Raw genomic sequence first — 26362 nt, forward strand, 5'->3', positions numbered from 1 at the left:
GCGTGCACTACGGATCTGTGAAATACCGGGGGGAGTTAAGTACCGGCTTCATTCGGTTGGAATGATGAAGCGAGCCGGATCGGCCCTGGTCCGCTGATGATCGGTGTCTGGCGCGCGCGCGGTTCCGTTGTGCGGAATGTCTCAGATGGCAGGAAAAACCACCTCCATGCGGAAACAGCTCGTCCTTCCGTTCGTTGCTGCAACCTACACCGGGGCAGTCAGCCATAAGGGCTCGCATAGTCAAAGACGAGTTTGAACCAGAACAGAATATCGGTAAACAGGACTGCGATCAGGTTAAGTTAACATACACCGAAGCAAAATTTCAATGAACCTCGCAAAAAGGTTCCCGATGTCAGTCGGCTTCATCGAAGAACTGCATCAGATCTGTGGCGAGCTGTTCTGGAACTTGCCAGCTCGGAGGATGCCTTGTTTCTGCGCACATTCAGGTTGCACCAGTTAATTTTCTTCGTGCTTCATGGATGTTGATCCAGGCTATGATCGACGTCCCGTTGTAATTCAAACTAAGGATCAGGTTGTCGCCGTCGGGAGAGAACCTGGCATGTTGGGCATTGGACGCAGGATCAGTGACCTGAGTGATATTGCCACTTATAAAATCATAAAGTTAAATTGCATAACCATTGCCGCTACGGTTTGTTTCGAAGGCAATTGTTCTGCCGTCCGGGGAGCACGCTGGTGCGCGCCCTTGATGCAACGGATCAAACTGATCAATGGTCGCGTCTGCTGGTAAAAATCCCGTTCTCGTCCATTTCGTTAATAAAGATATAGTTGGCGTTCTGATTATAAGTCGCTACGGCAGAGCCGTTCCAACCCCTGATGTTCGGTTGACCGGCAAAAGCTATAAGAATATCAGACAACGGGCAAGCGGCTGGCATGCCGCCGTAGAGTTGTCTGCCGGTGCAAACTATCCCGTTAACGTTTTCCTGGATTGTTGATCCGCTCTGATCAAAGATGGAGTTGCGGGGTGTCGGCGATGCATTTGTATCCGCATTCATAACTACCAGTTGGCCATCACCGCCTATCCATGTGGGATAGGCCGCGCGAACTATACCCGGAACAATACAGGTGTTGCCCCCGTCATCCGCTATCCAGACCTCCAGCTCTGGTTTCTCAGAACTGCTACCATTGTAAGCGATGTTCCCTGAGGTCCAGCACCAGTCCGGTCGGGTTTGGTTAACCGGGCCCGTGGATGCAGGCAGAAACAGTCTGGCGACAGGAGAGGCAAGGTCTTCAATGATATAAAGCTCTGTGGGACGTCCCTTGAAGGTTCGCTCAAACACTACCTTATCACCAGACGCATTTATGGCTGGGCGATAGTCGTGAATATCAATGCCGCCGGTCCGTCGGTGGACTTCAGGAAACTGGTGAGTCATTAATGTTCCTCCGCGAAAGCAAGAGCTCTTCAGATCAATTCTATGGTTCGTACGAGAGAAAATCCGAATATGCTCAGAATGAAGCGCGCTATCAGAGCATTGAGGTATTCTTTCTGGATTTGCACTACGACAAATGCCGTACTTTATGTGAACCGGCGTTTTCTGGTATTACGATGAATGGACTTGGACCCGGGCCGTGGGCGAAGCGTGAGACCTCGAAACCTTCTGACGCATGAGAAGCTGGGCTGCCTTTGTTACCGGTGCGTCTGCAGTTCATTATCTTTGGGGGAGTAGTAGACGTGGCAGTGTTAACCAATCGACAAAAGCAAATTGTCTGGCTGCTGCTCTAGTAGCACCATTCGCGCGGATCCTTACCCTGCTATCGGGCTTGCTTCGCTGTGTCTGACCAGTCGGGTCAAGTGAAGGGTGACGCGGATAATTTCAGGTACCTTTTTGTCTACGACTTTCTCCTTACGTCTCTACTGCAGTCAAGACGCCTGTAGAGCATCTATAACTGACACAGTTAACGCAGGATCTGGTTGAGAAGCTCTCCGATTTCTCCCTTCGCAGGACCGGTCGATGGTGTTGTATCGATCTCATTTTGACCTGAACCGGTTGTTTCCTGCTGCGGGGTTGCCGCAGGCTGGCCTGGTTGGCGTCCTGAAAGAGCGCCGTTAATTAGATCTCCAAGCGCAGGTGCTTTACCGGAACCGTTGATCAAATCTCCGATTTTGTCACGAACCCTATCGCGTGTTTCATCCGTTGGCGTCTCGCCTGGAAGAAGTTTGTCGAGGCCCAGCTTTCTGGTCGGCAACCCCAGGCGACCCAGCATCTCAATAGCTCCTTTCGGATCCTGCATCAGTTTGCTTAAATCGGGATAAATACGCGGTGCCGATAGCGTGCCGTCGATGATGACCGGTACACCGATGCCCTTTGTTGCAATATCTCCACCTTGACCGGAAAGAGAGGCGACGACCCTGGGGTTGAGATTGATGGCCAGTGTCTGCTCTGCGAGGTCTATTGTTCCGGCACCATCCATTCGCACCAGAGGGCTAAGCAGACTGATGTCGCTGGTCGCCGCAATGCCCTTGTCGATGTTGAAGGTAGCGCCAAGCTCAGTGAAGGTCGTCTTCTTGTTTTCATCTGATTTGAATCCGCCCGCCAGCAGACCGACCAGATTGTTATATACTTCTGCGATATTGATACCGCGTACCGCGCCGTTGCTGAATTTCATGGAGGCCGTGCCGGTAAGCGACCGACGAAGTGTTTTTGTGGTACTGCCCGTCCCCGTTATTGCGAGGCTTGTTGCAAGCTTGCCCTCCAGACGATTGAAACCGGCCGCATCATTCAGCAACGAGGCTGCGGTCGCCCCGGCGACTGACGCGGCTAACTTTACAGCTGCTGTCTTGCCGGAACCATCGGCGGTCATATCAGCGCTGATGGTTCCGGCATAAAACGGGCTTTGGGGAATGGTCAATTCAGCTTTGCTACCTGCAATGACAAGTGAGGTCTTTACTGGACCGGCAAATACTTTCCCATAACCGATTTTATCCGCCGCAACGTCGATCCTGACGTCGAGGTCTTTCAAAAACGAGAGATCGATTGGAGCATCGACTTGTTTGGCAGGAGCACCTGCTTTTGCAGTTGCACCGCTGCTTTGGCCTGAGAACGCTGCGAAATCAAGTTTATCGAAGATGAGCGCAGTACGGATACTGAGCGGCGAACCGAATTTTAGCGATCCTTCACCTGATGCCTTGATGCCGTTGAGACCAACCTTTGCTTTCGTGAAAGCAACGCCTTTTGAACTGCCATCAACGAATCCGTCGAAGGCAAAATCACGCAAGCCTGCCGATCCTGGCTGACCGATCCAGCGCATGAGTTTATCAAGCGATGGTGAGGTAACGGAAGTGTTGCCCCGGAACGTGCCGGTGGTTCCGATATTTCCATTCACGCTTGCGTTCAGGTGTTTCGAAGTGACTGAAAGGACCACCGGTCCGGAAGCATTGCCGATTGACGGAGCAGACAGGAAGTCAACGGGCGAAATCTGTGTTTTGAAGCCGACAGCCTCCCCCTGCCATGTCATTTTTCCCGCAATGCTGACCGGCTTGGTGACGTCCTGAATTGTAGCGTCAAGGCTCAGGTTCGTAACATCGCCAATCTTGTCGGCCTCCCTGGCCGTGAGTGCCGCCAGCGGAATTCTGCCCCCTCGAATGCCTACCGTTCCACGCGCATTGACGCTTTGCATCATCCGGCTGGCAGTCAACCCGCGAAAGGCAAAAGCCGTGTCTATGGTCACTTTTCCTGACATCGGGATGGTTTGACCCGCGAGTTTGGCCAATGCATCAATGTCGAGTCCTGCACTCGTGACCTGGCCATGTACCGTAGGTAATGCGTCAGCCACGTTGGTCATAACAGAAGCGCTGATACTTCCCGCATCAATACGCATGCGTTTCAGTTGTGCATCCAGTTTTCCATTCTTCAGGGAAGCCGAGAACTGTAAATCGGATGCTGCCAACATGCCACTGGATAGCTCGCCTATTGTGACGCTGACCTGGGCATCGACTGTCGAAAGAAACACAAGGCTCGGTTCGCTCTGGCCGGCAACCGGTTTTTCCGGACTGGTGTCGGCAGAACCGCTTCCAGATATCGTACCGATATCTACCTTGTCCGCAGCCAGATCCAATTGGAAATGATGGCGTTCGCCGGGCTGGAACAGCGCGTCCATTGTAAAGGCCTGACCGCCAAGATCAAACCGTCCTCCCCTGACCTGATAGCTGCCGTTTTCATTCAGGCTGATTTCGCCTTCGGCTTTGACGGATGCAAGCATTGGTGACGGTGCCGGATCCGTTTGCGCTTGCAGTACCAGTTCTGCCGGCTTGCGTTGAAGGATCGGCCTTAACGCCGACAGCGTACCGTCCAATTGAACGCGGCGCTTGTCTTGCGTAGCTGCCATGGAGAACGAAACCTCCCTGTCGAGGTCAGGTACGCCAAGATCCATATCAATAGCTTCTACCTTACTCGCGACGCCTGCCGCATCGAGCAGGGTGAGGCTGCCGTTTTCAATACTGATGTGATTGACTGCCAACCGCTCAAGCGTATCGACAAGCGAGGCAAAAGGGTCATTCTTCTTTATTCCATCGTCCGGCCCTGCATCATTTTTCTGGGTGGATGCGGACGAGGGAGCAAGCCGGATGGCCGGATCTGCCATCGAGATGGACTGAATCTCCAGCTTGTCCGACCACAATGATGAAAGCGTGATCGAAGTGGAGAAAACAGGAACCCTGACAGAAATGTCGCCGTTATCAGATGAGATCGCGATGTCTTTGGCAACGACGGACAGGTTTGGAAGAAAGGAAAGTCTTACCGGACCTTCCAGCCGAACATCCATGTCACTTGCAGTCGACAGTTTCCGCCCCAGCTCGGATCTTGCCCAGTCTGTCGAAATCAGAGCGGGCAGAAGAAGGAGTAGCCCCACGGCAACTGCTGCTATAATTACCAGTGTGGCAAATATTTGTTTCATGTCGATCAGCCAGATTGATTGAATAGAATCAGTATTTTTGGATTATATAACAGTCTGGACTGGATTTCGTATTTGCGTGGAACGGATATTTTGGGTGCTGGTGCAGGCCAGCAAAGGACGGTGGCCAATCAACCATAGCGCTCAACGTCGACTGAGGCTTTTCCCGGCAGGTCGAAAGTTGTTTTTAAGTGCTAGGGGTTCAGGGAAGGGAGCCAACGTTTTTTCCGCGCGAAGCGGCAATAGGGCAACCAACGTATCAGGTCCCACTGGGAAAAATTTGGTACTCTGAATGAATACTTGCGTCGAGCGGTTAAGCTATCCGTTTTCAGGTGACGTGTTTGAATACCTCGGACATTGTTCACCATTCGGACAGTCTTGGGGATAATTATCGATTTTGTATTCTGTTCTCGTCAATCGACCGGTGCAGGGTAAAGTGGGCTGACATACTGGAGCCGCTTTCGAAATCAACCGTGTCGTCAGTTGACCTGCGCTCCTGTTCATCCCCACATCATCGGCGGTGGCAATGGAATCCTGGAATACGCCTCTTGTGGACGACTTCGAAGGAACCGACTTTTCTCCGTCCGGCGGATTTTCCATGTCCGCACTTTCTCAACGCGTCAACTGTTCCGTGGATTTCGCTTTGACCTAATCGACAAAATATTGCGTGATAACACTCGAACGAACTGAACTGCCTTTATGGCGGCGTTTAGTGTTATCCGCGTCCTTGCGATGACCGCGGTTTTTGTTCGCAAAACTGCTTGAGAAAAGCAGTCAGTTTTGCCGGCTGCTGTTGTCGGGATGGATAGTAGACGAAGAACTGAACAGGCGAAGGTTCGTATTCGGGCAAGATCTCAATGAGGCTGCCGTTGATGATGGCGTCTTCTTCCGTCCACCGATAGCGCTGGGCGATACCCAGACCGCTACGCACCGCAGTCCACGCCACCCGATACTTGCCGCGCGCGCGGTGATGGAAACGACCGAGCATGTATTTCTGGCCGGTGATGGCGCCAAACGCTTCTGTGAAAATGCCGGTCTTGAATTACAAACTCCGGAATGGTTCAGTACCGAACATCGGCTCAATGCCCTCAAGGCTGAAATGAAGCGCCGTAAAGAGGGGCTTCCGGATGACGGCGATCCTGCTCGCAAGCATGGAACTGTCGGGGCGGTGGCGCTCGATCGGTTCGGTCACCTCGCGGCAGCAACCTCCACAGGCGGCATGACGGCAAAGACGCCCGGTCGCGTCGGTGATAGTCCCGTTATTGGCGCCGGAACCTGGGCTGACGATACCACTGCGGCCATTTCGGCAACCGGACATGGAGAATATTTCATTCGTTGGGCTGTTGGACACGAGATCGATGCACGTATGCGCTGGGCAGGACAGGACTTGCAGAATGCGGCAGGTGGTGTCGTGACCGAACTGGGTGAAATCGGCGGTTCAGGCGGGCTTGTGGCCGTGGATGCAAAGGGCAATATCTGCCTGCCCTTCAACAGCCCGGGAATGTATCGCGCATGGTGCGGTGTGGATGGTGTCATCCATACCGGAATCTATCGCCACTGATTGTCTCGCCCGAATTGCATCGCGATAGTTATATACTGCCTGAACTACGCTGAGGTCACGAACAGAGGTTTGTGCGGGCAAAGCCATCGTCGGGATGATGGTCGACCGGGGTATTGCCGTTCGTGCGGTTACGTCAGCTCGCGGACCGGGTACGCCGGTTCGCGAGATTAGGAGCAGGGACGTCAAATATGCCCGGGAAAGCTCGCGATCAGACCGACAAAACGTAGAACGGTCAGAACGTTGGCGTTCCAGTTCGCTCCATTGACTATGTAATCCGCTTTCGGGGCGGTCGACGGCGCTGTGGCACGCGGTCGGCTTTCATTTGAATTATCGCGGCTGAGGACTGGCTAAGCCATTAAAGCTTCGGGGAAATCGATTGAGACACATCACTATCGAAACCGAGCCGACAGTAACCGATCCCGTACAAAGAAATTTCGTCTTCCCTGCAATCTATCGCTTGGGCGTGTCATTGAACGCGATCGACAACGTCTTGAGTGCAGCGCGCGCCCTGTCGTCCGTTTCTCGCGTGTGCAGTACGACCGGCAGATACGGCAAGTCCGGCAATTCCAGTTGCGATCCTACGTTGACAACACCTGCGGGCAGCATCCGTTTTGCCAATGCTGCAACGCCGAGCCTGGCCATCACTGCGGCGGAGACTGCAGTCACGCCACCGCCAACGAAGACTTCCGTCCATGCTATCCCGGCGTCCTCAAGAAGACGGCAAGCCAGGCTCCGCACCCCGCACGGCTCGGGCATCGTCACCAGGGGGAGCTGTTCCCCAGGTTGATGCTGCCAGCCATTGGCCGCGAACCAGCCGAACTTCTCTTCAGCTATTGTCTCGCCGTCGGTGCGACCGGAATGAAATCGCACAATAACTGTGTCGAGTTCGCGACGGTCGAAATTTCGCAGCAGCTCGTCGGATGTCCCAATTCGTATTTCGATCAAAAGGGCAGGATCGTGAGCTTTCATACGTGAAATCAGTGCGGGTAGTTCGGGGCCGGCCACGTGGTCACTGATCCCGATAGCAATACGTCGTCTCTGCTCTGTAACAGTCGCAATGGCCTTGTCATGCGCTTCGAGGAGTTCGCGCGCGCGAATGAGAAATGCCGCTCCCTTTGGCGTGAGTTTCAGATATCGGGGAGTTCGGGTGACAAGGTTGCAGCCAATGGCAGTTTCCAGGCGCTTTAGCTTCAGGCTCATGGCCGATTGCGTTGTGCCAAGAAACTCTGCCGCCCGGGTAAAGCTTCCAAGATCGACAATGTAAACGAATGCGCGTACCGCATCGAGGTTCAGAGCTGCCTCAGCCATTTCAATCTGTTATTTCTGATATCAATTACATTGCATTATGAAATACATTCACGCGTGCTATCTGTAAAGCAGAGAAACGACTGGAGTAGTACCATGCCAATCCTGCAAGTTTCGATGCAGGTCGGAAAGCCAGCTGCTTATCGCAAGGCCATCCTTGACAGCCTCTATCAGTCTCTGCGGGATGTGCTTCGTGTGCCGGAGGGCGATAAGTTTATGACGATTACTGAGCACGAGCCGGAGAATTTCTGCTTTGGAAGCGCATTCGACGTCCAGCGAACCAGCGATTTGCTTTATATATCAATTACGTTGTTCGATACACGAACCACCGACCATAAGGCCAGTTTATTCCGACGAATGGTAGTGTTGCTTTCGGAAAGCCCTGGCGTTCGTCCTGAGGATGTCTTTATCAATATCTACGAGGCACCGAAAGAAAACTGGTCGGTTGGAAACGGGGAAATGCACTTCGGTTCAGGAAAAGCTGCGCACGGATAAATACCCGGTGTGAATCCGTCGCGAGCAATTGCGAGGTCCCCCGGCGAGGGGACGTTCTGAAAGCCGAACTGCCGGGAACCGGATACAGAATCTGGTTTAAATACGACACCTGCCGTATGTCACTTTGTGTCAGCGAAGTTTAATCCTCCCTGCAATGAGACCAGGGGAGGAACCATCATGTTGTCGCAGGACTTGTGGGTACAATTTGCTGTAGCAACGCTGACGTTTGCATGCATACCCGGGCCTGCAATACTCTACATGACAGCACAAACCCTGGCGTACGGTCGCAATGCCGGCCTGATGGCTGCTCTCGGCATTCACCTTGGCTGTTATGTGCATATTGTGGCGGCCACGGTCGGCCTCGCCTCGCTGCTGGAGCACGCGCCGATGGTCTACACGAGCCTTCAATTTATCGGTGCCGCCTATCTAGTCTGGTTGGGTCTCGCAATACTCTTTGACTGGAGGAAATCGAGCGATCAGTCCGATCGTCCAGCGTTGAAGTCATTTCGGGATAGTGTTGTCGTTGAAATTCTCAACCCCAAGACGGCTATATTTTTCCTGACATTTCTGCCGCAATTTGTGCAGCCGGCGGCCGAAATTCCAATCTGGATGCAGTTTCTTGTCCTGGGCCTGATAGTGAATTTGATCTTCTCACTAGCCGATGTCGCGGCCGTGGCCATTGCGTCGATCACCTTCGGGCGTTTTAGCAGTAACAGGACCGGTTGGCTGGTGCCAAAGACGTGCGGAACGATCCTTGTGGGGCTCGGTGCGGCGCTTGTCAGTCATCACTTTTAGTGCCGGTAGATTGCGGATGCTGTCATTGTGCGGGCTTAATCTGCCCCGATTGTAGAGCTCGAGCCGACACGGGATCCCGGTTCGATCCGCAGTTGCGATCATTACGTCAACGCTGCGTTCGACATCTGCCACTTTAAGCTCCGCAATTTCTTGAAACACATCACTGCTTGCACCGCTCTATAATGAACAACCCCGCCTGATGGCGGGGCTCTCGTCGTTACATTCGTATAGATTGAGCCTGGAAACCGGAACCTTATTTACTTCTCCAGCATGTTATCGATTTGTTGGAATTCCTTCTCAGAAATTGTGCGGTTGAACGCTGTTTCCAGTTGGTCTTTCGCCTCATTCAGGGCTTCCTCTCTCTTGATCGGATCACTAATCGACAATGCACGATCTCTGGCCTGTTCGTAAGACGCGATTCTACCAACGGACGAGTTCGGAGCTGCGTTTGCTCGTGCCGTTGCCGATGCATGCGCCGCGTTCAGCGGACCAAGCGTGTTCTTGTCTTTCGTTACGCTCTGGCCCTGGTAACGCCAGACTTCGTTATTGGGTCTGCTCTATGATGGCTTGATCTGGCAGCAGACGATCGGTGGGAATCTCGCATGCCAGAGTGGCTGGAATTGCCACCTTTGTTCCCTCCATTGCCACTGCCGTGACCGCCACCATGGCCCCCGCCATTTCCGCCACCGTTACCACCGCCTTCTCCCTTGGCGTAAGCAGTATCGGCGTGATTCGTGTCGGTCAGTACTGGCAGCAAGCTAAGTGAAACCGCTAATCCGGCGGAAAGGCCGACGGCGCCGATTTTTCGACCAATTGACATTTTTCTTCTCCCATCAATATCCGATGGGACATGAGCTGCCTGTCATGCGGCAAAATCCGGGCAGACACTCGGTCGTTCATTCACTTATCATTAGCGGCGCGACAAGATACGTGACTGCAATTTGGGAGCGTCAGGCAATCAGATATCGCACCGCGTCCGGCATCGGCAGTAATGGTCGAAGTTGTGGCTCGTAAATGAAACCCCATCGAAAAAGAGCGATGAGGTTTGCATCAGAAGCGCGGAATTTATTGTACAGGTGGTTGAATAGGTGCAGGAGTCGGTGTTGCTGTGCCCGATGGTGGTGGCATTTCCGTGGCCATTGGAGATTGCGAAGTCTGCGAACCTGTCTGATTGCAAGCGCTCAGTAACGCAGCAGTTATTCCAATGGTCGCGAAAAGGCAAAGTTTGCGGGTCATAAATGGTCCCTTCAGTTTTTTACAGCCCCTCGCCGGCTGGAATTATCGGGACAGGAATTGTCAGGTCAACGCATAGGCGATCACAGGTTTTATCTGCTTGAAATGAAAAGGGGCCATTGAGTTGAGCTTACGCGTGGTTATGCCTAGATCAGAAACCAGGGGGGAATGTGGAATTCCGTTTTAAAAACAACGTTTTCAAATTTATATAACGAACGTTATCGCTCGTGGCAAAAGGGGAGGGTTAAAAGTGATCATTTTTACTATTTGAATATTATTTCAATATTTAAATTATATTGAATTGTTATTTGTATAGTCTGGCAATGACAATTCAAACGGCAGAATATTATCGTGCAGAGGAGGGGAGGCGGTGGCGCGGATTATAGCGCAAGCGACGATGATCGCATCGTTGGAACTGCCGGTGAGGTGTATATTGCGGCCTCTGGTGGCGACGACGTTGTCGATGGGGGCATCATGATCGCACCATAAGGACAGATTCAGGCGATGACAGGATTCACGCTTCGGATGGGTATGACCGAATTGATGCTGGCGGCGGTGACGATCAGTTTTCCATCTGCGCTTACCGGCTCGGTAGCGTGAAGGGACACCCCATATTCGCTTGTGACCACTTATTCCAGATAGATTCGAAGCGGTGATGAGGAAATTCCTGTCTATCTTTTTGAAAGGAGGCATCTGCATAGAGAAGCCTCGTCCGCCACAGTTCCATCATTAAGTTCAAAAGAAGGTGTTTTCTCTTGGCCAGAAAATCTACTGCCGGAGTGATCAGGTCAGCGTCCGAATACTCGCCAGCCTTGCTGGAAAGATCATAAATTCTTATTCGGACAAGGTGTTTCATGACCGGATCGGGGGTTAATTTCCACACCGAGCCACCTGGTTCATCATAAAATGGTTGGGTATGCTGATAGTTCTCGATGGCGGAATGACAGCATGCAAGAAGATCGTTGGCGATGTTCGAGTAAGCGTCGCTGACAAGCGTCGTATGAGTGCAATCTGGCAGGATAAGTAAAAGATTCGACCAACCATGCTGACGTACCAGCAGGGAAATCTGAAATTCATCAAAAATATTGGTTTGTTTCATAATCATCAAATTTTACACGCGCCGGATATCGGTTTGGTTGGCTGTTACGACGCATCTCCCATCATTTGGGGCATATGACCAGAGTCGCAGACCGCTGTCGAGTAACGGTTCAGGATGAAAGCTGCTGTTATTTCCATTGGGGGTTGAATAAAATAGTCTTCAGTTCGGTTTAAACAGGTTTATCGAACACGTTTGCGGACACCAGGAGGCGTTGCCGCTTTTGATCTTGTCTCGCAAATGGCGCTGAAACGAGAAGATGCATTGTAGATGCTTTTTTACTCTTGCGTGTTTGCCTGCCCGATCGGACTTGCAGCAAGCCACTTGATGACATCCTGGTTATTTGTATGTTGAGCGTGAGAAACCAGAGCGTCGTAAACGGTTTTCATGGCCGCTTTGGCCATCAGATCGTTCATTTGAAGTATGTCTGCATCCTCCCATCCACACTGTTCTATGGCGGTCGCTATATTTTCAATGAGGTCAGGCTTAGCCACGTGTTCAGACCTTCGTGAGTAGTTGGAACTCTTCCATTTAATCAGATTGGCAAGACAGGGTGTTTTGCAGGATTGCTAACAAGATTATAACATCAGATATACTGCAGCCGCCAGCGGATGTGGTGCCTGCAATGGTAGCGGGTTATGGATCTACAAACTCTTGCAGTTGACGACCTTAACCGGATTTCAACCGGGTTTTATCCTGATTTAGCCTGTACCATCCACGAAATACCCTGATGTACTCCGGCTGCTGTCGTCTGTCGTTCGTGAGCGCGTGTTTGCGAAGATGCGCAGCGACTTCTTCTTTTCGGAGCCCGGGTATTGCCCGCTGAACACATCGCGCACTGAACGGCTCGCGAAGATTTAGCTGACGGATCACGTTCTCTATGTGTGGCGTTTTCATATCCCACCTACTATCGCCCATCGACTTTTGGCATAGGCATTCTCCATTAAATGCAACGTTTGCTTGAAGTCTATTCCGTATACAGGGTCATCTTGCAAAGATGACGACAAGTTGACCGCAGTTTATGTTTCCGCGCACTCTGGCTGTTCGTAGCCAGGAAAGGAGCGCACGATGATCAGAGTTCCATTTCATTTAAATACGGCATATGCCGTATTTCGAACTCGCGATTGCGTCGGTCAGATTTGTAAGGGTCGAGAACACGATAAATGAAAAATTGTTGACCATTGTGTAAGCTTAATCGAAGCCAATGAAAAGTAAAGTCAGAACACAAGGATTTGCTGGCGCTTTAATGTTGTCCTTGAGTGCGTTACAGAAACTCGATGTATTTGAATGAGAAGTAATTTTCCTATGCAACAGAGGTTAGCTGAAACATTCTCGCAGGTCACGAAACCTGGCTCCCGTATCCGGCAGGATATGCATCGCCGCAGTGCCGTTTTTAACCAGTACCGGAGCTGTATCAAACGGCGAAGCTGAAGGGTATTCCGCGTAGGAGCGAGATAACAACCATTCTTTCTGTTCACTGCGCCTGACGGGTGATTTCTGTATTTTTCCGGTGCATTGCGCCACTTCTCAAGCCAGACCCCTTCGTTTTAAGAGTGAACCCCGGGGCTGCGGTGGGTGGATCTGTTGTTTTAGCCAGATGTCGCGGAACAGCCGCGATGTCACTCAGACAAGTGCAACAAGAATAGTATCGTCAATCAGAGAATTGCAGCGCATGGCGGGACCCTCACGTTAGGTTTCAAGCTCTACGTGAGCTTTTGTCCGGCATCCATGGGATTATGGTCTCCGGTTTTTCGAGCATGTTGCGTATTCTCGCAAAACCTTCGAACGCGTCACGTCCGGCATGTATCGGTTTAAGGCCGTTCTGTGCATCGCAGCAGGTCTTCCACGCTACCTCATAGATGATATCGCGGGTTTCATCGGGCAATTCAAAAAGAAAATCAATTGCATCTTCGATGCTTGCAACCTCCTGTATGAGGTATCTGCCGTCTTTAACAAAAACAGGACTGTCAAATAAACGGTCGCTCATCTGAATCACCTGCGATCGAACAATAAGTTTGAATGATCGCTTCGATTTAGTGAGTGCACAGGTGGTGTCAAGAACCTCACATTGCGATCTCAGGAAAAATGCTGATTAGAACGAAGTTTCTCGCTCATGTGATGCAACGCGCAATCTGGAATTGGTCGCGTGGTGCCTGCAAGGCCAAGGATACTATCTAACAAGAACCAACAAAATTATTCTGATATGGCATATGTTTCCATTTAATAAATAGGAAAAACAGTGATCGGAAATTCTGATCACTGTTTTTGCTTTATGGTTATTTATACAGTGCAATAACATGGAATGTAGGGAGGCGGCCCGGAACCGCGAGCGCCGGCCTGGATATTCTATGCTACCGAATGATAACGTCGGTTCTTTCGAAACGGGTGACGTCGACCAGCCCGATATCGGAAATGCGTAATTCAGGGATTACCACTAATGCCAGCAGTGAATGCTGCATGTAGGCGTTATTCAGAGTACAACCGCATGCACGCATACCTTCCACCAGACGCTTGGCCTTGTCCGCAACAACTTCTGCCCGCTCGTCCGACATAAGGCCGGCAACCGGTAGTTCGACAAGTGCAATTTCTGAACCACCGGCGATGAGCACGATTCCGCCTCCCACTTCATGAAGACGGTTGGCTGCCTGCGCCATGTCGGCCTTGTTGGTGCCGACGACTATCATGTGGTGACTGTCGTGGGCGACCGTCGATGCCATCGCGCAATCAGTATCATAGCCGAAGCCGGAAACGAAAGCATTAACCACGGCTCCTGTCGCCCGGTGGCGCTCGACCAGCGCAATCTGACAGACATCGGCAGTACGATCCATTTGCACGATGCCTTCGCTGACGGGAAGGTTGCGCTGCAAGGCTTTGGTCGGCGCCTGGTTTTCCACTACGCCAACTACCCGTACATCCACCTTGTCAACGTCGTTTGCAGCGATGTCGAAGTCGGTGGCGGCCAGAACTTTGCCAAGCTTTACGGTATTTTTTGCGCTTTCTGGATAGTCGTAGGCTGGGATATCAGCGACCAGTATGCCATTTTCAGCAAGCAACTGACCGCGTGCGAACACCATCTCGATTGGCAGACTGGCGATATCCGAGGTTACGATCAGGTCGGCACGGCGTCCAGGGGCAATCGAGCCCAACTCGCGTTCGACACCGAAATGTTGCGCCGTGTTGATAGTAGCCATCTGGATTGCGGTGACGGGTTTGACACCCTGGGCAATGGCATGGCGCACAACACGGTTCATATGGCCGTCGTAGACCAGCGTGCCAGAATGACTATCGTCCGTGCAAAGCACAAAATTACGAGGATCAATGCCGCGCTCGGTTATCGCCTTGACTGGGGTAGCGACGTCGAACCATGCCGACCCAAGACGCAGCATGGCACGCATCCCCTGACGAACACGAGCGATTGCATCGTCCACGGTGGTACCCTCGTGATCGTCTGCAGGCCCTCCTGCCACATATGCGTGAAATGTCCGGCCGAGGTCGGGAGAGGGATAGTGGCCGCCGACAGTCAGCCCGGCCCTTTGCGTAGCCGCGATTTCTGCTACCATCTTTGGATCATTTGCTGCAACGCCTGGAAAATTCATCATCTCGCCAAGACCGATTATATTGGGCCAGGTGAGGGCTTCTTTTACGTCTTCGGCACTCAGTGTCGCCCCAGCATTTTCAAGCCCCGGCGCACTTGGAACACAACTGGGCACCTGCACGAAGATGTTTACGGGCAGGCTTTGCGCCTCATCATTCATCAGCTTTACGCCTGCCATTCCGAGAACGTTCGCAATTTCATGCGGATCGACAAACATGGTCGTTGTACCATGGGGGATTACCGCACGGGCAAACTCCGTCACCGTCACAAGTCCGCTTTCGACATGCATATGCCCGTCGCATAAACCAGGAACGAGATAGCGGCCTCCAGCGTCCACGATCCTTGTTCCTTCACCGATAGTGTGGCTGGCATCCGGTCCAACATAGGCGAAGCGGCCGGCAGCAATCGCGATGTCGATATCTGGCACGATCTCGCCTGAATAGACATTCACCCACCGACCGTTACGAACGACGATATCCGCGTGCCTGCGCCCCATCGCGACGTCTACAAGTAACGGCGCAGTTTCAGACCATGATTGCAACATTTCCGCCTCTTTTTCCCAATGCAACTGTTATATGTTGGCGATGTGACGCCACGCCGCCGACAAATGAATCATTGAACTTGTGCAACCAGCATCGCAGCCAGTACGGCTACGAACCACATTACCGGTCGCACCTCCTGTGGTTTTCCGAGAACAAGCTTCATCACAACGAAACCGATAATGGCAAGCGACAGGCCGAGTGTGATCGAGAATGTCAGGGGAATGAGTACTATAGCAAGAAATGCCGGAATGGCGTCTTCCATACTCCCCCAGTTAATGCGTCCCATCGGTTCGGACATAAACAGGCCGGTAAGGATCAGCACAGGTGCAGTCGCAATCGCTGGCACCAGCGAGAGCAAGGGCGAAAGAAAAAGAAACGGCAAGAAAAGCATGCCTGCAATAAAGGCGACCAATCCCGTGCGCCCGCCCTGTGCGATGCCTGCGCCGGATTCCAGATATACTGTTGCCGGGCTGGTGCCCAGTGGAGCAGAAATCAGAGCCGCAACAGCGTCGACATGCATGGATTCCCTGACATTGCGCGGCATTCCATTGTCATCCTTCAAATTGGCCGCTTCGGCAAGCCCGAGGAAGGTAGACAACGCCTCCACGAAATTGGTGAAAAGGAAAACGAAGATGAACGGGATATAAGCGAATTGCAGCGCGCCGATAAGATCGATTTTGCCAACAAAGCTGAAGTCGGGTGCTGCGAAGAGCCCACTCCAGTTTACCAGTGTGTGCATGTCGGGTGTGCCGGCAGCAAATGCACTGCCGTCACCCCACCAGCGGCCAATCGGGATTGCGAGAAGGGTCGTAATGACCATACCGGCCATCATCGCGCCGGGTACGCGGCGCACGACGAGCGCGGCGGTAATGATGAATCCGGCGATAAATGTCAGCGTGACTGGTGTAAACGGCGTCAGTGCGACAATCGTATCCGGATTTGCCACGATAAATTTCGCGTTCTCAAATCCGATAAGTGCAATGAACAAGCCAATACCGCAGGCGATTCCGTAACGAAGGTCTCTTGGAATCGCGTTGATGACAGCTGTACGCAGATTCAAGATGGCGAGGATAGTGAAAAGTACGCCCGCCCAGAAAACGCAACCTAGCGCGATTTCCAGTGGTACGCTTGCTCCCATTACCATTGTGTAGGCAAAAAGGGCGTTAATGCCCATCCCCGGCGCGACGAGAATGGGGCTACGGGCATAGAGCCCCATGGCGCAACTGCCGATAAGGCTCACCAGCACCGTAGCGCTCACGCCTGCGGAGAAGGGGATCCCAGCGTTCTGCAGAATTGCAGGATTAACCACGATGACATAGGACGCCGCCAGGAACGTTGTCAAAGCGGCAATGATTTCCGTGCGGATCGTTGATCCGCTCCGGGTGACCTCAAACAGGCGGTCGATGGTTCCAGTGAGCCGGGATTGCGCCCGGATCGTGGATTCTCCCGCGACTTTCGACTGATAGTTCATTTTGTTCCTCCCCATTTTGAACTTCATCGAGCCGCTTGACGGTTCTCCTACTCCGCCGCCAGCGTATCCGCTGTTCCAGGAGTATCCGGATGCAGCGGCGAAATGATCCTGAGATTCACGCAATCGACAACACCAAGATCGGTAATGGCATAGTCAGGGATTGCTGTAATCTGCAGTACGAACATGTACATGAAAGGCCACGGCAGGTCGCAGCCAAGGCTTCGTGCCGCTTCATCAAGCCTGATCTCGGCAGCGGCCATTTCGTGCGGTTCTATATCGGAGACGATGCCGCCGATCGGAAGATGCAGGAACTCGATCACCTTGCCCTTGTCGACCACAACCTGGCCTCCGTTATTGGCGATGAGGTGATTAATGGCGACCGCCATGTCTTCGGGATCTACTCCGATGCAGATGATGTTGTTATCATCAGGCGCGGTGGAACTGGCGATGGCTCCGGATTTCAGGTTAAATCCGGAGGTGAACGCAACGGGGCGGTTTTGCGTCTTGCCGTAACGCTCAACGACTGTCACATACTGCACGTTCCGCACTGGATCGGCCAGAACCTTGCCACCAACGACTGGCAGTACAACGTCACGCCGTGTACGAACGAAGATCTTTTCGGGGGTAACGGCGATTGCCAGTACATCGGCAGACGAAGTCTTCCCATCGAAGGGAACGACAATATCCGCAGCTGTTACAGGTTTGGCGTTGACTGACTGCAAAAGCGCGGCACTGCGCTGCGGCGCCACAAGTTCTACGGCCATCCGGCCTCCGCGAGCGGCAAGTATGCCGTTAGCAACCACAGCCTCAATGTGGAAATCGCGCAAGTCGTTGACAATAAGAATATCTGCAGCGCGACCTGGCGAGATTGAACCGACCTTGTCATCGATGCGCAGAGCTTCGGCACCGTTGATCGTCGCCATCTGAATTGCAGTCATTGGCGAGATTCCCATCGCAATTGCCATGCGGACCATATTATCCAGATGACCGCGGGCAAGAATGTCGCTGGCAACCACGTCGTCGGTACAAAAGCTGATACGACGCAATGCTTTTACGCCCATCTCCGTAACAATGCGCAGATTGTTGGAAAGAAAATGAGAAATGGAGGATTCGCGTACGACTACGTGCATGCCAGAGCGCAACTTCTCCAGCATTTCCTCAGGTGTATAGCTTTCATGGTCGGCGCGGACGCCGGACTGCATATAACCGTTAAGACGCGCGCCCCGGGTCATCGGACAGCAACCGAGCACGGGCAGGCGGCTTGCCTGACCTATCTGTATGGCCTCAAGCACATCGTCATCTTCCTCCTGAATGAATTCGCGCACAGTTTCCCAGATCCCGACACATTCAGGCCAATGGTGAGTGTCACGATGATCTTTCGGGCTAAAATAGTGGCCCACTGTCGATCGTGGCATGGTATAGGGTGTTTTACACGGCGCACCCCAGAATACTTTCAGTGGCGTTCCTTTGACCTCATCAAGGAACTCGCGCGCCGCATCGGGGCCACCAACCACAATAATCTGGTCGAGTCCGGTGACGATGGATGTGGTGCCGAGTGGAACAACGGCCTTTGCGAAACTGGTCAGTGATAGTTTGGAACATTCGACATGAAGATGTCCGTCAATCATACCAGGCGTGAGATACTTCCCGGTCGCGTCGATGATATCCGTTGCCGGTCCAATATAGTCACTGATATCACCGACAGCGATAATGCGATCGTTATAGACGGCGACGTCAGCCAGGTAGATTTCTTCAGACACGACGTTGACGAGGCGACCGCCTCTGATGGCGACGGTTGCCTTGGTGTTGCCGCCGGACGCAGCGCGGATAAATTCACGAATGTCGGACATTCTAACCTCCCTTGTTGAGGGGGAGTATTCCAGCGCCGTGACGTTTGCACAACTGGCCGAATTAAAGGTATGATCGGACGTATCGTCCAATATTCTGAACGAAATGAGGAATGTTAATGGATCTGTCGGTGATTGATTGTTTCGTGAAAGTCGCAGATGCGAAGTCAATATCCGCTGCGTCACGTCTCCATCGTTTGCCAAAATCCACGCTTAGCCATCGCATTCGTCAACTGGAGGATCAGTTCGGTGTCGAGCTGTTTGTACGTGAAGGTCATCACCTGAACCTGACCGATGCCGGTTCGGAACTGTTGCGCCATGCGAGGAAAATCCAGATGAGTTGCGACGATGCTGCAACTGCTATGGCTGATATGCATGAGGTAGTGGCCGGGACTTTGAGGGTTGGTTCGACGGGCGAGTTTGGCACAACGATCACTTCGGAGCTACTTTACGCGTTTCAGAAGAAATACCCCCAGGTCATTCTGGATGTTGTATTTCTTCCGGCTCGCCAAACCTTTACCGACGTTTCCGAGATGGCACTCGACGGCATCTTTCACTGGGGCGAGCCGTCCGATGTCGACTATGTCAGTCGTCGTTTGGCAACGGCCTCATACGGACTTTACGCCAGCCCGGATTACCTCGCCCTGCATGGGATGCCGGTGCGACCGGACGATCTGACCCGTCATCGCGGATTGATCTTTCGCAACACCACGCGCCTTCAGCCATGGTATCTTTCCAGACAGGGTATGGAAGAAACCGAAATCCTGCCTACCGCCAGTTTGATGGCCAACGATTACTGGACCTTGAAATATTTTGCAGTTGCAGGGCAGGGGATTGCATATCTTCCCGGTTTTTTTGTCGAAACAGAGTGCCAGGGGGATCTTCTTGTGCCCGTACTCCCTGATTGGCGTTCACGCGAAACGGCAATCAATCTCATTTATTCGAGACGTCGACATGTTTCGCGTCGCTTCAAGGCGTTCGTCGGGTTCTGCATGGAATTTTACCGTCGAAGGGAACGTGACCAGATTCCACGTTATTTTGTGGAGAAAATAGTCCGATAGCGGCGGCTCGGTTCGGTTCACCTCCGATACAGCATTAGTGCGGCAAGCAAGGGAACAGCGTGGTTCCCTGAGCTACAGGCACGACGGACGTTAAGGTTCCCCGAGGGCAAGATGTAACGGACATAGAGTACTTTGAAGAAGAGTTGGTTCACCTGAAGTGCCTGGTGACGTGTTTCACCGAGAGATGATCCGGAACGTGCCCACTTTGACGTTCCGTTAGCGCAATTGCCGTGATCTTGCGCAGATCGCAAAGTTGATTTCGCCTTCGGTCGAACATGGTCACTACCCATCGCTTATCGTTGCAGGCGTAATGCGCACAACAAAACTCATGGAAAAGATCGTTGCGCAGCAATCATATTCGAGGGGTTCACATGTCGAGAATCACGACAGCTTTGATACTGTCCGTCGTACTTGCAACAAGCAGCTCAGCATTCTCTGAGGGGAGCGAAAGACAAAAGCCAATCAAAGATCCGACAGCACTTCAACTGCAGAGTACGTTTGATCCAGTTGGAGCAGAAGTTCATACTCTGCAAGACAACGGGCGTGAGCTTTTTTTCATAGATGAAGGCAAGCGAGATGATCGTGCCGTCGTTTTTATTGGCGGACAGGGCACAAGCCTGGAAGCATTCCAACTGACAGAGTTCGCTCGAACCACGCGAGAACAGTTTGGGATTCGCATCATTTCGGTTGAACGAAACGGGTTCGGAGAGTCCAGCTTTGATCCCAAACTGGGATATCAGGATTATACAAGAGAAATACTGACCGTCCTGGATCATCTTGATATCGATAGATTCGCTATTGTAGCGATCTCGGGAGGGGGCGCATACGCTGCTCACCTGGCCGCAACAGTACCAGACAGGGTCCTGTCTTTACACGCTGCAGCGGCCGTATCCAGAACATTGCCGACGCGTTCTGAACCGAAATGCAATATTGATGAGAAGACTGCACGCGAAAGTCTGATAGCTGATACCCACAATCCAAAGAAGTGGTGGGCCATCGGAGATTCCCCTGTACAGGCCATTCCTGGTTGGCAGACGCGAGCCTATGCTGACGCAACCCGTTCATTCTATGTTGGCGGCCAGCTTGGAGATCCTGCAGCGTTGGCGCACGAGAATATGCTTGTTTGTGGAAAAGATGCGGTAGTCGATTCAAAGCGTATCACTGCTCCGACGTACCTGTATTATGGCGATGCTGATACTGCTGTTCCGGTCGATCAGATGCGCCAGTGGCAAGCTGCCCTTCCCAATGTGGTTAAAGCAAAGGTCTATGCAGGTGAAGGACACACTGTCCAGTACCGGCATTGGGATCAGATACTGGCGGATCTTGCAGGGTACAGCGAATATACGATTGTATGCCGAGATGGGAACGGCAAGCTTGTTGCTAACGATGAAGTCGGCGTGACTGAGCAACTTGGGATCTGCGCCTGGAAACCGAACAGTGACTGAGACGATAAGAAATCCGGGTGGGCCAGAGACCGTCGTCTGCTCGCATTAAACCCGGCAGTAGCGGACTGCCACTCGCCGTCAGAGACACTGATTTTTGATATCGGCGAGCGGCAGCAGTGCAAAAGAACTGTCCCGACAGGCTGCAAGCAGTTTGCTGGGAAAAGCCTTCCTTTCTTAATTGTTGTATATTTCAGCGTACATATCACGCAGAATGTTTTTTTGTACTTTGCCCATTGTATTACGCGGCAGCTCGTCAACGAATACGATGCGTTTGGGTTGTTTGTAGCGAGCCAGTCGATCTCGCAATCCAGCGAGAATGGCACCTTCGTCAATCTCGGATCCGGCTTTGCGTACGACAACAGCGGTAACGCCTTCACCGAACTCCGGGTGCGGTACGCCGACAACAGCGCTCTCTATTACACCCTGAAGCTGATCAATCTCCGTTTCGACTTCCTTGGGATAGATATTATAACCTCCTGATATAACAAGGTCCTTGCCACGACCGACGATATGGACGTAGCCCCGTTCATCAAGTTTACCCAGATCGCCAGTGATGAAGAAGCCGTCGCCGCGAAACTCTGCCTGCGTTTTCTCTGGCATGCGCCAATAGCCTTTGAAAACATTCGGGCCTTTCACCTCAATCATTCCGGTTTCATCGGTTGACAATAGTTCGCCGGTTTCGGGATTGGTAATCCGCAAGGTAACGCCGGGGAGCGGGAAACCAACCGTACCAGCAATGCGCTCGCCATCATAGGGATTGGAAGTGCTCATATTTGTCTCAGTCATGCCGTATCGCTCGAGAATCGCATGACCGGTCTTTTGCCGAAACTGTATGTGGGTCTCGGCCAGCAGCGGCGCTGACCCGGATATGAAGAGCCGCATCCGCGCTGTTGCCTCACGCGTCAGCCCTTCATGTTGAACGAGCCGTACATAAAAAGTCGGCACACCCATCAGGCATGTTGCGTCGTCCATAAGCTGCAGGGCTTCGTCGGCATCGAATTTTTGCATAAAATGCATTGATGCGCCCGCAAGCAGGATCGTATTTGAGGCGACAAAGAGCCCATGCGTATGAAAGATCGGCAAGGCATGGATCAGCCGGTCACGAGCGGTGAATTGCCAGTAGTCGCGTAGCGTCGAAGCATTCGATAAAAGATTGTCATGGGTGAGCATTGCTCCCTTGGAACGACCCGTGGTGCCGGATGTATAAAGGATCGCAGCGAGGTCATCCGGCGCACGGGGAACATCCTTGAAGGCGCTGTTCTCTTCAAGATCAGAGGTTAATGAACCGCGACCGTTCTGGTCCAGTGTCTCGACGCGTGCCGTGTGATTGGCTGCAATTGACCTGACGCCTTCAGCCTTCTCCGGCGCCACTACAACCAGGCGTGGTTCGGCGTCCCCGATGAAGTAATCGAGTTCGGCCAGCGTATATGCACTGTTGAGAGGCAGATAAACGGCGCCGGCACGGATACAGGCAAGATAGAGTATCAGCGCTTCGGGGCTTTTCTCAACCTGTACGGCTACCCGGTCCCCTGCCTCAACACCAAGTGCGATCAATTTTGCAGCCAGCTGCCCTGAAAGGCGCAGCATATCACCATAACTCCAGACTCTGCCGTTGGCCGTCAACATGAAAGGCGCATCATCTGCGGAAATCGAGTTGCGAATTGCATCAAACAGATGATTGCTCATTAGGTAGTCTCCCGATTGTCTTTTCTTGACTTGTTTTGTGTTGATTGCTCGCCTTGGGTTGTTTCCTTTGAAACTGTGACCAGGTTGCGCTGTTTTGCGGAGGGTACCAGTCGGCGGATGGCCTGGGTCGCAACAACTTCGTGACGGCTGGCATATGCCTCGTGATTGGCCTCTATATCATCGAGCTTGTAGAGATAGTTGACCATCAGTCCGTGCGCCTGTCTCATTGCCCGTGCTGAACGATCCCCGAGGAAGTTGATACGTTCCAGGCGAGCACCATTTCCAAGATGAAACCGCGCAACGGGATCAATCGTCTTGCCGTGTCTGTTACGTGACTTCAGGAAGTACCGGGCTGCCAATGTAACCAATACCGGTTCAAGTGCGGTGACGTGGTCATCCTGTTCGGCCCAATCGGGTTCATCGAGGAGGCAAAGGGTTCTACGATCATCAGGGCTGACGAGGTCGGAAACTTCGGTACGGCGTTCTTGAGAGAGCCAGTTCGCGAAACCGGGAACCGGGGAAAGTGTCACAAAAGTATTCAGTTTCGGCAGTTCCCGCCGCAGATCTTCCACAACCTGTTTTATCAGAAAGTTGCCAAATGAAATACCTCGCAATCCGGTCTGGCAGTTCGAAATGGAGTAGAATACCGCCGTAGTTGCTTCATCAGCGCGGATTGTGGCACGGTCTTCCTGCAAGACGTTGGTGATACTGGAGGGGACATCTTTGGTTAGCGCAACCTCCACAAAGATAAGTGGATCGTCGACCAGTTGCGGATGAAAGAAGGCGAAACATCGCCTGTCTTCCGGCGCGAGACGGCGTCGCAGTTCATCCCATCCACTAATGTGATGAACAGCCTCATAGTGTATGATTTTTTCCAGTATATCGGCGGGTGTGGACCAGCTGATCGGGCGCAGGACGAGAAAACCGCGATTGAACCATGAGCTGAAGAGGTGAGCGAAGTCTGCATCAACAGCTTCAAAGTCGGGCTGATCTGCCTTCAGTTTCAGAATTGCCTCACGCATTCTGACCAGCGTCGCAATTCCGTTCGGTGCGAGATTAAGCCGGCGGATCAACTCCTGCCGCCTTGGTTCAGCTGCATTGTGGAGTTCCAGCAAAGTCCTGCTTCCCGGGTCGGACTGATACCCGTCGATTGCCTTTGCGAGCCGTTCACGATCAGGCCCGAAACGTTCGAGTAGCAGCGCGATGAACTCCCGTTGCTGAGATGAGTCAAACTGTTTCCATCGCGTCAGAATTGTGGTCGCGAGTGCCATTCCGGATGCTTCGCCCTGGCTCGACAGCAGGGTCTGGCAGGCCCGCTCCAGATCGCGCAGTTTTTCGGCAGGCGTGGTCTCTGTTTTCGTGCTGAAGGACAGAAAGCGGCGCCCGCGCTCACTAATGGTCTGGAGCATATCGCTGAAAAACGATGTACCGTTCATTGTATCGATCCCAGCATCTGGTTCGGCAGCCATACGGCAATTTCGGGAAAGAAGCACAGGAGGATGATCGCAAGAAACATAACAAGCACATAGGGTAGCGAACCCCACAGGATGTCTTTCGTAGGAATGGTGGGCGCGATGGCATTGATGACGAACAGATTAAGGCCGATGGGGGGGGTAATCAATCCTACTTCCATATTGATCGTCAGGATAATAGCGAACCAGTAAGGGTCGAAACCTGCCTGTGTGACGATCGGAAACAGCATTGGAGCTGTCATGACGATTACTGCGACTGGTGGAAGAAACATGCCGGCGACAAGGAGGAAGGCGTTGATGATAGCCATCAAAACCCAACGGTTCACTTCCATATCGGCAATGGCGCTTGCAACTGTCTGGGTGATAAAAAGAGAAGAGAGCGCAAAGGCGAACAGTTCCGCGGCCGCCATAATCATCATGATCATAACGCTTTCACGCATTGCCGAGCCGAATATGTTGGCAACAGGGCGGAGCCGGAAAAGTCGATAGGCGATGACAACAACCACGAGTGTGAGCAACGCACCAGCACCGGCGGCTTCCGAAGGTGTTGCTATACCACCATAAAGCACGTAGAGCGTGCCTGCAATAATCAGCAGAAAAGGTAATATTCGCGGCAGGCCGGCCAGCCGTTCCTTCAGGGTATAACGGACGGCTCTGGCACTGAACTCATAGCCTTTGCGCTTGCAGTCAATAACAGCCCAGATCATGAACATGATTGTCAGCATGATACCAGGGATAACGCCGGCCATGAACAACCGGCCAATCGATGTTTCGGTAGCGATACCATAGACAATCAGCGTGACTGAGGGCGGAATAAGGATGCCCAGAGTGCCGCCAGCGGCTATCGAGCCAGTCGCCACCGATGCCGGATATCCCCGTCTCAGCATTTCGGGAATACCCATTTTGCCGATTGCCGCGCAGGTGGCTGGAGATGAGCCGGTCATGCCCGAAAATATAGCGCAAGCGCCGATATTGGAGAGGACGAGGCCGCCAGGTATCTTATTGAGCCAGCGATCGAGTGCGGTATACAGGTCAGAGCCAGCGGGCGAGGATGCCACTGCTGCACCCATCAGGACGAACATTGGGATTGAGACATAGGCAAGATTGGCAATGCCCGAAAACATTGTATCGCCCAGGATATAGAAGATATCCAGACCATTCTGCAGAAAGAGTGCGGCAACGGCAGCCATTCCCAACGCAAAGGCAATTGGCATACCTGTACCCAGTAGCAGAAAAAGAACGGCAATTATCAACAGACCAGCGGCAAGTGGGCTCATTGCACAGTCTCCCTCGTGTGTTCCGCGTGGGGCGCGTCGCTATGCACCGGATCTGCAGATGCAGTTACTGTATTGATACCCGAGAATTGTCCGGCAATCTCAGCAGTGTACTGCAAACTCAGCATTCCGAAACCGAGTGGCAGGGCGCTCAGCGGTATCCATAAAGGTGGTGCCCATACGCTTGAATGGCGCCAGTTGCCCGCCCATGCTTCATGAAACTGTACCCAGCCCGCTGCGAGCATGATCAGGCAAAAGGCCAATCCAATGAAACTTGCAACAAGACGCAATCGGTTGCGAACATGATCCTTTACAATCAGTTCGATTACGTCGACCCCAACGTGGCCCCCTTTCATTAATACGTAAGGGGCGCCGAGAAACATTGCGGCGGTCGCAGAGAAAACAACGAAGTCGGTTTGCCAGATCGTAGGCAGTCGAAACGCATATCGCATCAGTATCATCTGACAGACAACCAGCATGGCCATTATCATCAATCCTGTCGCCAATGCCGCCAGGGCACGGGAAAGGTTGCCGACGGCCCTGATATAGACCTTCACCATAGCAAACCCCTTAGAT

General features: G+C 52.7%; 20 protein-coding genes. 7 read left to right on the forward strand and 13 right to left on the reverse strand.

The features are described from left to right. Positions 1-725 precede the first annotated feature (725 nt). Together AAE521_RS07030 and AAE521_RS07035 are read right to left on the reverse strand one after the other, a co-directional pair. The gene (locus AAE521_RS07030; RefSeq protein ID WP_342060852.1) at positions 726-1391 is read right to left on the reverse strand and encodes a hypothetical protein; all 666 of its coding nucleotides are present in this window, start codon (positions 1389-1391) and stop codon (positions 726-728) included. A gap of 523 nt (positions 1392-1914) precedes the next feature. Then, on the reverse strand, positions 1915-4911 hold the full coding sequence (locus tag AAE521_RS07035) for an AsmA family protein (protein WP_342060853.1): 2997 nt from the start codon (positions 4909-4911) through the stop codon (positions 1915-1917). Positions 4912-5701: 790 nt separating this feature from the next. On the opposite strand from AAE521_RS07035, the gene AAE521_RS07040 reads away from it, so the two are divergent. Next, a complete protein-coding gene (locus AAE521_RS07040; RefSeq protein ID WP_342060854.1) occupies positions 5702-6469 on the forward strand; it encodes an isoaspartyl peptidase/L-asparaginase family protein in 768 nt (255 codons plus the stop codon). A gap of 450 nt (positions 6470-6919) precedes the next feature. Here the strand turns inward: AAE521_RS07040 and AAE521_RS07045 are convergent, their stop codons facing one another. Beyond that, the gene (locus AAE521_RS07045; RefSeq protein WP_342060855.1) at positions 6920-7777 is read right to left on the reverse strand and encodes a LysR substrate-binding domain-containing protein; all 858 of its coding nucleotides are present in this window, start codon (positions 7775-7777) and stop codon (positions 6920-6922) included. Positions 7778-7870: 93 nt separating this feature from the next. Between AAE521_RS07045 and AAE521_RS07050 the strand changes: the two genes are divergently transcribed. The 4 genes from AAE521_RS07050 to AAE521_RS26740 all read left to right on the forward strand — a co-directional run bounded on the left by AAE521_RS07050 (position 7871) and on the right by AAE521_RS26740 (position 10953). Continuing rightward, complete coding sequence (locus AAE521_RS07050) at positions 7871-8269, forward strand: tautomerase family protein (RefSeq protein WP_342060856.1); 399 nt, start codon at positions 7871-7873, stop codon at positions 8267-8269. Between the two features lie 177 nt (positions 8270-8446). After that, positions 8447-9064, forward strand: coding sequence for a LysE family translocator (locus AAE521_RS07055; RefSeq protein WP_342060857.1), 618 nt, complete (start codon positions 8447-8449; stop codon positions 9062-9064). Positions 9065-10648: 1584 nt separating this feature from the next. Then, positions 10649-10786 (forward strand): hypothetical protein, encoded by a 138-nt coding sequence (locus tag AAE521_RS07060; RefSeq protein ID WP_342060858.1) that lies wholly within the window; start codon positions 10649-10651, stop codon positions 10784-10786. Continuing rightward, positions 10783-10953: a hypothetical protein gene (locus AAE521_RS26740; RefSeq protein WP_374864492.1), complete on the forward strand. Its 171-nt coding sequence runs from the start codon at positions 10783-10785 to the stop codon at positions 10951-10953. The genes AAE521_RS07060 and AAE521_RS26740 overlap by 4 nt, the downstream gene beginning before the upstream one ends. Here the strand turns inward: AAE521_RS26740 and AAE521_RS07065 are convergent. The 6 genes from AAE521_RS07065 to AAE521_RS07090 all read right to left on the reverse strand — a co-directional run bounded on the left by AAE521_RS07065 (position 10878) and on the right by AAE521_RS07090 (position 18851). Beyond that, positions 10878-11396, reverse strand: coding sequence for a hypothetical protein (locus AAE521_RS07065; RefSeq protein ID WP_342060859.1), 519 nt, complete (start codon positions 11394-11396; stop codon positions 10878-10880). The two genes, AAE521_RS26740 and AAE521_RS07065, sit on opposite strands and share 76 nt — an antisense overlap. A gap of 275 nt (positions 11397-11671) precedes the next feature. Beyond that, the gene (locus tag AAE521_RS07070) at positions 11672-11887 is read right to left on the reverse strand and encodes a hypothetical protein (RefSeq protein WP_342060860.1); all 216 of its coding nucleotides are present in this window, start codon (positions 11885-11887) and stop codon (positions 11672-11674) included. A 1202-nt stretch (positions 11888-13089) separates the two neighbouring features. Next, positions 13090-13380 carry a DUF982 domain-containing protein gene (locus tag AAE521_RS07075; protein ID WP_342060861.1) on the reverse strand — a complete coding sequence of 97 codons (291 nt, stop codon included), beginning with the start codon at positions 13378-13380 and terminating at the stop codon, positions 13090-13092. A 364-nt stretch (positions 13381-13744) separates the two neighbouring features. Then, positions 13745-15532 (reverse strand): adenine deaminase, encoded by a 1788-nt coding sequence (ade, locus tag AAE521_RS07080; protein WP_342060862.1) that lies wholly within the window; start codon positions 15530-15532, stop codon positions 13745-13747. Between the two features lie 68 nt (positions 15533-15600). Next, positions 15601-17001, reverse strand: coding sequence for an NCS2 family permease (locus AAE521_RS07085; protein WP_342060863.1), 1401 nt, complete (start codon positions 16999-17001; stop codon positions 15601-15603). A 47-nt stretch (positions 17002-17048) separates the two neighbouring features. Continuing rightward, positions 17049-18851, reverse strand: coding sequence for an adenine deaminase (locus AAE521_RS07090; RefSeq protein WP_342060864.1), 1803 nt, complete (start codon positions 18849-18851; stop codon positions 17049-17051). A gap of 116 nt (positions 18852-18967) precedes the next feature. Here AAE521_RS07090 and AAE521_RS07095 point away from each other — a divergent pair, with 116 nt between their 5' ends. Both AAE521_RS07095 and AAE521_RS07100 read left to right on the forward strand, forming a co-directional pair. After that, entirely contained in the window at positions 18968-19909 is a 942-nt protein-coding gene (locus tag AAE521_RS07095; RefSeq protein ID WP_342060865.1) for a LysR substrate-binding domain-containing protein, read from the forward strand. 371 nt (positions 19910-20280) lie between these two features. After that, complete coding sequence (locus AAE521_RS07100; protein ID WP_342060866.1) at positions 20281-21354, forward strand: alpha/beta fold hydrolase; 1074 nt, start codon at positions 20281-20283, stop codon at positions 21352-21354. 174 nt (positions 21355-21528) lie between these two features. On the opposite strand, the gene AAE521_RS07105 is transcribed toward AAE521_RS07100, so the two are convergent. The 4 genes from AAE521_RS07105 to AAE521_RS07120 are packed head-to-tail and all read right to left on the reverse strand — an operon-like array spanning position 21529 to position 26346. Then, a complete protein-coding gene (locus tag AAE521_RS07105) occupies positions 21529-23040 on the reverse strand; it encodes a malonate--CoA ligase (RefSeq protein WP_342060867.1) in 1512 nt (503 codons plus the stop codon). Continuing rightward, entirely contained in the window at positions 23040-24476 is a 1437-nt protein-coding gene (locus AAE521_RS07110) for a malonyl-CoA decarboxylase (protein ID WP_342060868.1), read from the reverse strand. The genes AAE521_RS07105 and AAE521_RS07110 overlap by 1 nt, the downstream gene beginning before the upstream one ends. Continuing rightward, the gene (locus AAE521_RS07115; RefSeq protein WP_071632295.1) at positions 24473-25789 is read right to left on the reverse strand and encodes a TRAP transporter large permease; all 1317 of its coding nucleotides are present in this window, start codon (positions 25787-25789) and stop codon (positions 24473-24475) included. The genes AAE521_RS07110 and AAE521_RS07115 overlap by 4 nt, the downstream gene beginning before the upstream one ends. Beyond that, entirely contained in the window at positions 25786-26346 is a 561-nt protein-coding gene (locus AAE521_RS07120; RefSeq protein WP_342060869.1) for a TRAP transporter small permease subunit, read from the reverse strand. The genes AAE521_RS07115 and AAE521_RS07120 overlap by 4 nt, the downstream gene beginning before the upstream one ends. Positions 26347-26362: the final 16 nt, after the last annotated feature.

It is taken from the genome of Brucella cytisi (genome assembly GCF_038433355.1).
In the GTDB taxonomy this organism is placed as follows: domain Bacteria; phylum Pseudomonadota; class Alphaproteobacteria; order Rhizobiales; family Rhizobiaceae; genus Brucella; species Brucella cytisi.